General features: G+C 73.6%; 5 protein-coding genes. 2 read left to right on the plus strand and 3 right to left on the minus strand.

The window, feature by feature from the left end; translation table 11 throughout:
• Window position 1: 1 nt before the first annotated feature.
• Window positions 2–841 (minus strand): LysR family transcriptional regulator, encoded by an 840-nt coding sequence (locus ABZ885_RS34460; RefSeq protein WP_360197675.1) that lies wholly within the window; start codon window positions 839–841, stop codon window positions 2–4.
• 68 nt (window positions 842–909) lie between these two features.
• On the opposite strand from ABZ885_RS34460, the gene ABZ885_RS34465 reads away from it, so the two are divergent.
• Window positions 910–1,605: an SDR family NAD(P)-dependent oxidoreductase gene (locus ABZ885_RS34465; RefSeq protein ID WP_360197678.1), complete on the plus strand. Its 696-nt coding sequence runs from the start codon at window positions 910–912 to the stop codon at window positions 1,603–1,605.
• A gap of 406 nt (window positions 1,606–2,011) precedes the next feature.
• Window positions 2,012–2,269 (plus strand): hypothetical protein, encoded by a 258-nt coding sequence (locus ABZ885_RS34470; RefSeq protein WP_360197681.1) that lies wholly within the window; start codon window positions 2,012–2,014, stop codon window positions 2,267–2,269.
• A 98-nt stretch (window positions 2,270–2,367) separates the two neighbouring features.
• Here ABZ885_RS34470 and ABZ885_RS34475 read toward each other — a convergent pair whose 3' ends face one another.
• Together ABZ885_RS34475 and ABZ885_RS34480 are read right to left on the minus strand one after the other, a co-directional pair.
• Window positions 2,368–2,937, minus strand: coding sequence for a hypothetical protein (locus ABZ885_RS34475; protein WP_360197684.1), 570 nt, complete (start codon window positions 2,935–2,937; stop codon window positions 2,368–2,370).
• A gap of 276 nt (window positions 2,938–3,213) precedes the next feature.
• Entirely contained in the window at window positions 3,214–5,253 is a 2,040-nt protein-coding gene (locus tag ABZ885_RS34480; RefSeq protein ID WP_360197687.1) for an ABC transporter ATP-binding protein, read from the minus strand.
• Between the last annotated feature and the right edge of the window lie 318 nt (window positions 5,254–5,571).

The raw sequence follows: 5,571 nt of genomic DNA on the forward strand, positions 1-5,571 counted from the left end.
CTCACGGCGGGGCGGCCGACGCGACCGCCGGCGCGGCACGGCGCAGCGCGGTGGTGGCGACGGCGAGGAACTCCGCTGCGCGGTCCGTGCAGTCGTTCTCCGGCACCGCCAGGCAGGTCTCGACGGGCGGGAAGTCGGTGACGGGCAGGTAGACCAGGCCAGGGCGGGTGTAGGAGCCGGCGATGCTGAGCGGGACGAGGGCGATGCCCTGCCCGGAGGCGATGAGTTCGAACTTCTCGTCCAGTGAGGAGGTCCGCCTGGTCCGGGCGTCGAGGACGGGCTCGCCGTCGAGGTCGGCGGAGGTGAGGCTCTCCCGGCCGGCCAGGCGGTGCGTCACCGGCAGACAGGCGACCTTGGACTCCCGGCCGACGGGGACGGTGCGCAGCCCCGTGTCGTCGAAGGGGCGCCGCAGGTGGCCGACGTGCGCGCGGCCGTCGCGCAGCGGCGCGTCCTGCTCCCACCAGCGCAGCGGGAGGACGTCTATCGCGACCTCCGGACGGCGCGCGGTGAACGCCCGGATCGCCTCGGACACGTGCAGGCCGGGCGAGAAGGCGACGACGAGGTGCTGCTCGCCCCGCGCGGCCTCCTGGACGCGCCGCACGGCGGTGTCCACCACCGTGCCGATCCGCCGCGCCTCCTCGTACAACTGGCGCCCCGCCGGAGTGAGTTCGACACTGCGCGTGGTGCGGGTGAACAGCGCGCAGCCCAGTTCCTGCTCGAACGCCCGGATCTGCCGGCTGAGGACCGGCTGCGTGATGAACAACTCCTGGGCGGCCCGGCCGAATTGCCGGTGCTCGGCCACCGCGGTGAAGTAGCGGAGCTTGCGCAGGTCCAGATCCATGCCCCCACGGTATCAATGTGCCCGGAAGGGTATTGGACGCCCGGACGGACCGCCCGGAGACTCGGCTCATGACCGAAATCCGCAAGACCGCCCTCGTCATCGGCGCCTCCCGGACCCTGGGCCTCGGCCTCGCCGCCGAGTACCTGCGCCGGGGCTGGGACGTCATCGGCACCGTCCGCGGCGGCCGGCGCACCGGCCTGCACGACCTGGCCGACGCCTCCGCCGGACGGCTGACCGTCGAAACCCTGGAGATGACCGACCCGCAGCAGATCGCGGCACTGGGCGAGCGGCTGGCCCCGCGCAGCCTCGACCTGCTCTTCGTCAACGCGGCCATCACCCGCGGCGACCTGCCGATCGGCGAGGTCCCGACCGGTATGTTCACCGAGGTCATGGTGACCAACGCGCTCGGCCCGATGCGCGTCGTGGAGGTCCTCGGCCCGCTCGTCGCGCCGGCCGGCACCATCGGCGTCATGTCCTCCGACCAGGGCAGCATCACACTGAACACCGACGGCGGACAGGACCTGTACCGGGCCAGCAAGTCCGCGCTGAACCAGCTGATGCGCTGCTACGCCGCCCGTCACGCCACCGGCACCCGGACCCTGCTGCTGATGGACCCGGGCTGGGTGCGCACCGAACTCGGCGGCCCCGATGCCGACCTCAGCGTGGAGGAGAGCATTCCCGGCGTCGCGGAGACGATCGAGCAGCACCGGGGAAAGCCCGGCCTCCACTTCGTCGACCACCAGGGGCAGGTCGTCCCCTGGTAGCCGTCCCCTGGTAGCCGCGGGAGCAGCCCCCGGAACGGGACAGGTACTGCCACCGACGGCCCCGACACGGCCTGCGCGGCGTGCGGGCTGCTGGTGGCGACCCGGATCGACGACTGCTCGTTCTGGCAGGCGGCGCGGCTCGCGCCGGACGCCATACGCCGCATCCACGGCGGCGGGGCCGTAGCCGCACCGCTCCCGATGGCGGAGGGCAGGAGCATGCCTCCCTTCGAGCCGGCCACCGGCTGGGGGTCGTCGACGGAGTCGGACCCCCGGTGGTCGTGGAGCCCGCAGTGGGAGGCAGCGGCCGGCCGGGCGCTCGCCCACCTCCTGGTGGCCTCGGAGGGCCGGCCGGTGACGGTCCCGGACGGCCTAACCGGGGAGGTGTTCCGGGCCGCTTGCGGCCTGGTTGCGCACCCAGAGCGAGCGCCGGCCGGCCGTGGAGCCGGAGCCCCAGAAGAGGACCTGCTGGGCCGCGGAGCCGGTCGCCCTCCACCTGTTCGGCGGGGAGGCCCTCCTGACGCAGGACCCTTCTTCCGGAGGCTGGACGTGGACGGGCAAGGGCGCCGACGGATCGCACGGCACGGCGGGCGGCGGCACCCGGTACGGCACCAGGGAGGAGGCCGCGGCCTACATGGGCGCCTTCCTCCGGGAGCACGGCAGCTGACCGCCCGCCGCTGTTCTCCCGGCCGGCGGAGCGCCCGGGCTGGGGGACGGCGGCGGCCGCGGCAGCCCGGCACCGTGACCCGCTTCACCCGGGACGGCTCAGGGGACTTCGCGCACAGGGCGGTCAGGTGACTCCTGCTGCTGCCACGCCCGAGGCCACCCGCCGGATGGCGGAGGCGGCCCCACGATCCCGAGATCACGCCGCGCACATGCGTAGAACGCGTCCCGGGCCTGGCTGATCTGCCGTTCCGCCCGCGACCACCCGGCAGGATCCGTCCGCAGTCCCCGCGCGTACAACTCGAGGTTCCACACGGCTTCGTGCCACGCACGAGCCGCACCGATGGTTTGGGCATCCCCCACCAGCAGGACCGCCTCCCACTCGGAGGCACGTCGGGACTCGGCCTCGGCAAGCCGCGACAGACCCTCATCCGGTTCCAGAGGATCTGCGACGTTCTCGAAGCCCCTCGCCGCCCCGATGCGCTGTGCGATGCGAAGCTGGGCCTTCAAGGTGTTCGCATAGGTCATGTAGGTGTGGAACCGCTTCTCGTCCCACCGCTCGGCTCTCGCCCGTCGCCATCGGCTCCGCTCCGTGAGGCTTGCCGCGAGGTACGAGCCGACGGCTCCGACGACGACACCGGCCAGAGCCGGCAGCTGGTCCCACAAGGCCATCGGTTGGTTCCCCCTCCACAGCCATGGCGGCGAGGACCACCGTCCCATGACCGGGGGTCCAGGGGTAGGTGGCATTGCGAGGACACCGCGCATCAGGCCGCCAGGACCGGTGCGACTGCCGGTCTCCCGGCCCCGGGGGGAGCTGCTCCGGCAGGCTGCAACGAGAACGATCCGCCCGTGGACCCGGGCGCCGGCCCGGGGGCACGAGCCACTCGCCGTTCGGCGGCAGCCCCGAGGAGCGGGATCGGCCGCCCTCGGGGTTCCGCCCGTCCGGGCCTACGCGGGCTCGGTGGTGTCCGCGCGCTGGGCGGGGACGCCCGGGCCGCGGTCGTGCTGCAGGGCCCGCAGATCGGCGAACATCCCGGGTGCCGCGGTCAGTTGCTCGAACGTCCCCTCCTGGATGACCCGGCCGTGGTCGAGCACCACGATCCGGTGCGCCACCTTGGTGTTCTCCAGGTTGTGGGTGACCAGCACCGTGGCGCAGGTCTTCGCGATCTCCCCGAGGCCGGTGAAGATCCGGTGCTCGGCCCGCGGGTCCATCGCACTGGTCGGCTCGTCGAGGATCAGCAGCGTGCCGGTCCGCGCCCGGTGGAAGGCGGCGGCGGTGACCACCCGCTGCCACTGTCCCTCGCTGATCTCCGCCCCGCCCCAGAACTCCTTGGCCAGCAGGGCGTCCAGGCCGCCGGGCAGTTCGCCGATCACCTCGTCGGCGCCGGTGGCGGCGGCCGCCTCCAGCACCGCGGTGTCGCCACGCTCGCGGGGCTGCCCCAGGGTGATGTTCTGTCGTACCGTCAGTGGCCAGTGCGTGAAGTCCTGTTGGACGAGCGCCGTCTCCCGCCACAGCAGGTCCGGGTCCATGTCGCGGGTGGAGACGCCGGACCAGGTCACCTCCCCGCCGCCCGGGAGGGTGAGGCCGCACAGCAGCTTCATCAGCGTGGACTTCGCCGCCCCGTTCACGCCGACCACGGCCACGATCTCACCCCGGTGGACGCGGAAGTCCACCCCCTGGAGCGCCGGCCGGTCCGAGCCCGGGTAGGTGAAGGTGACACCCCGCGCCTCGATCACCGCCGTCGCGGCCGGCGGCGCGAGGGCACCGCGGTCGAGGCGCTGCGCCCGGGCCATCGCGATGAACTTCTGCCAGTCCCCGACGTACAGGCCGGTGCGGTGGACGGCGGCGCTGTAGTTCGCGGCGGTGTGGAGGTCGCCGGCGGCGGAACGCAGCGCGATGACCGCCGTACCGGCCGAGGCCAGCGAGACGTGACCGTTGGCGAGGAGCCAGCCGAGGCCGCCCCAGACCAGGAACGCGCCCACGCCGGACGCGACGGCGCCGTACAGGCCGAGCACCGCACTGCGCCGGGCGGCCTCGTCGGTGGCGTCGGTGACCTTGGCCGCGGCCCTGCGGTGGATCCGCAGCAGGAACGGGGAGATGGTGTTGGAGCGGACCTCGGCGGCGCAGCGGCGGTCGCACAGGTGCCAGCGCAGGACACTGGCCGCCCGGGCCGCCCCGAACGTGGACATCACCGCCCGGTAGAAGGCGTTGGCCGCCGCCGTGCGCGCCATGGCCTGCGGGATCACCGCGAGGACGAGCAGCGGGAGCAGCACCGGGTGGATGGTCCCGATCACCAGGCCGGCCGCGACGAGGCCGGCGGTGTAGCCGATGACGTCGCGGGTCTGTGAGAGCAGGTCGCGGGTGGCGCTCGCACCCCGGTCGCCGGCGTCCCAGGCCGCCTGGAACTTCGGGTTGTCGTAGGCGGCGAGCTCGGCTCGGGTGGCCGCGTCGATCAGCTCCAGCTCGGCGGCCCGGGCGATCTTCGGGCCGATCCGGTCGGCGGCCCACTCGCTCGCGATACGCAGGAGGGCGGCCGTCCCGGCCATCGCCGCGAGGAACGTCACGGACGGGATCGAGCGGGCCAGCCGGTCGGCGATGGTGCCGGTGCCGGCCACCAGTTGGGTGATCATGCCCGTGGTGGCCAGCAGGCCGAACCCGGAGGCCGCCGCCGAGGCGACCGCGCAGGCCAGGAGCACGACCAGGGCGGGCCGGTCGGCCTGCCGGCCGAGGCGCAGCGCCAGGACCAGCAGCCGGGGCAGGGCACGGGCGGTGGCCCGCAGGGTGTTCTTGGTGCCGTCGATGATCTCGGCGTCGCTGCCCGGGGGCTGCCACTCCATCATCGCGGAGTCGTCGGTGTCGTCGGTGTCGGCGATCTCGTCGGCGGTGTCGGCAGTGTCGGCGGTGTCGGCAATGTCGTCGGCGCCGGGGACGTCGGCGAGGTCGGCGGTGTCGGCGCTACCGGTGTTCGTCCCGGTCGGAGTGTTCAAGCGACGGCCTCCCCGCTGCGTGACCGCCCGGCCGGGCGCTGCAGGCGGTCCCGCCGGAGACCGGCCGGCGACGCCGCGATAGGTGAACTCGCTTGCTCTGCAAGGGATTTGATCGTCTTCCAGGGGTGGCTCATGGCGTGGATCCTGCCGCTGTTCGATCGCACCGTTCAACCCCGGCGGTTCCGGGCGAGCCCGGGCCGAACAGCCCGATTTCGATTCGGCCGGGCGGCCGCCGCACCGGACGGAGGCGTTGGCCCCCTTGGCCTCAGCAGTCTTCAGCCGTCTTCCGGTCCTTGGGCGCGAGCCCCGGCGCGCGGG

Origin of the sequence: Kitasatospora sp. NPDC047058, from assembly GCF_040643935.1 — a bacterium.
Lineage (GTDB): Bacteria > Actinomycetota > Actinomycetes > Streptomycetales > Streptomycetaceae > Kitasatospora.

Excerpts from the sequence above, each read along its gene's own strand:
- ABZ885_RS34475 (WP_360197684.1), bottom strand. The coding sequence starts at position 2,937 with ATGGCCTTGTGGGACCAGCTGCCGGCTCTGGCCGGTGTCGTCGTCGGA.
- ABZ885_RS34465 (WP_360197678.1), top strand. The coding sequence starts at position 910 with ATGACCGAAATCCGCAAGACCGCCCTCGTCATCGGCGCCTCCCGGACC.
- ABZ885_RS34460 (WP_360197675.1), bottom strand. The coding sequence starts at position 841 with ATGGATCTGGACCTGCGCAAGCTCCGCTACTTCACCGCGGTGGCCGAG.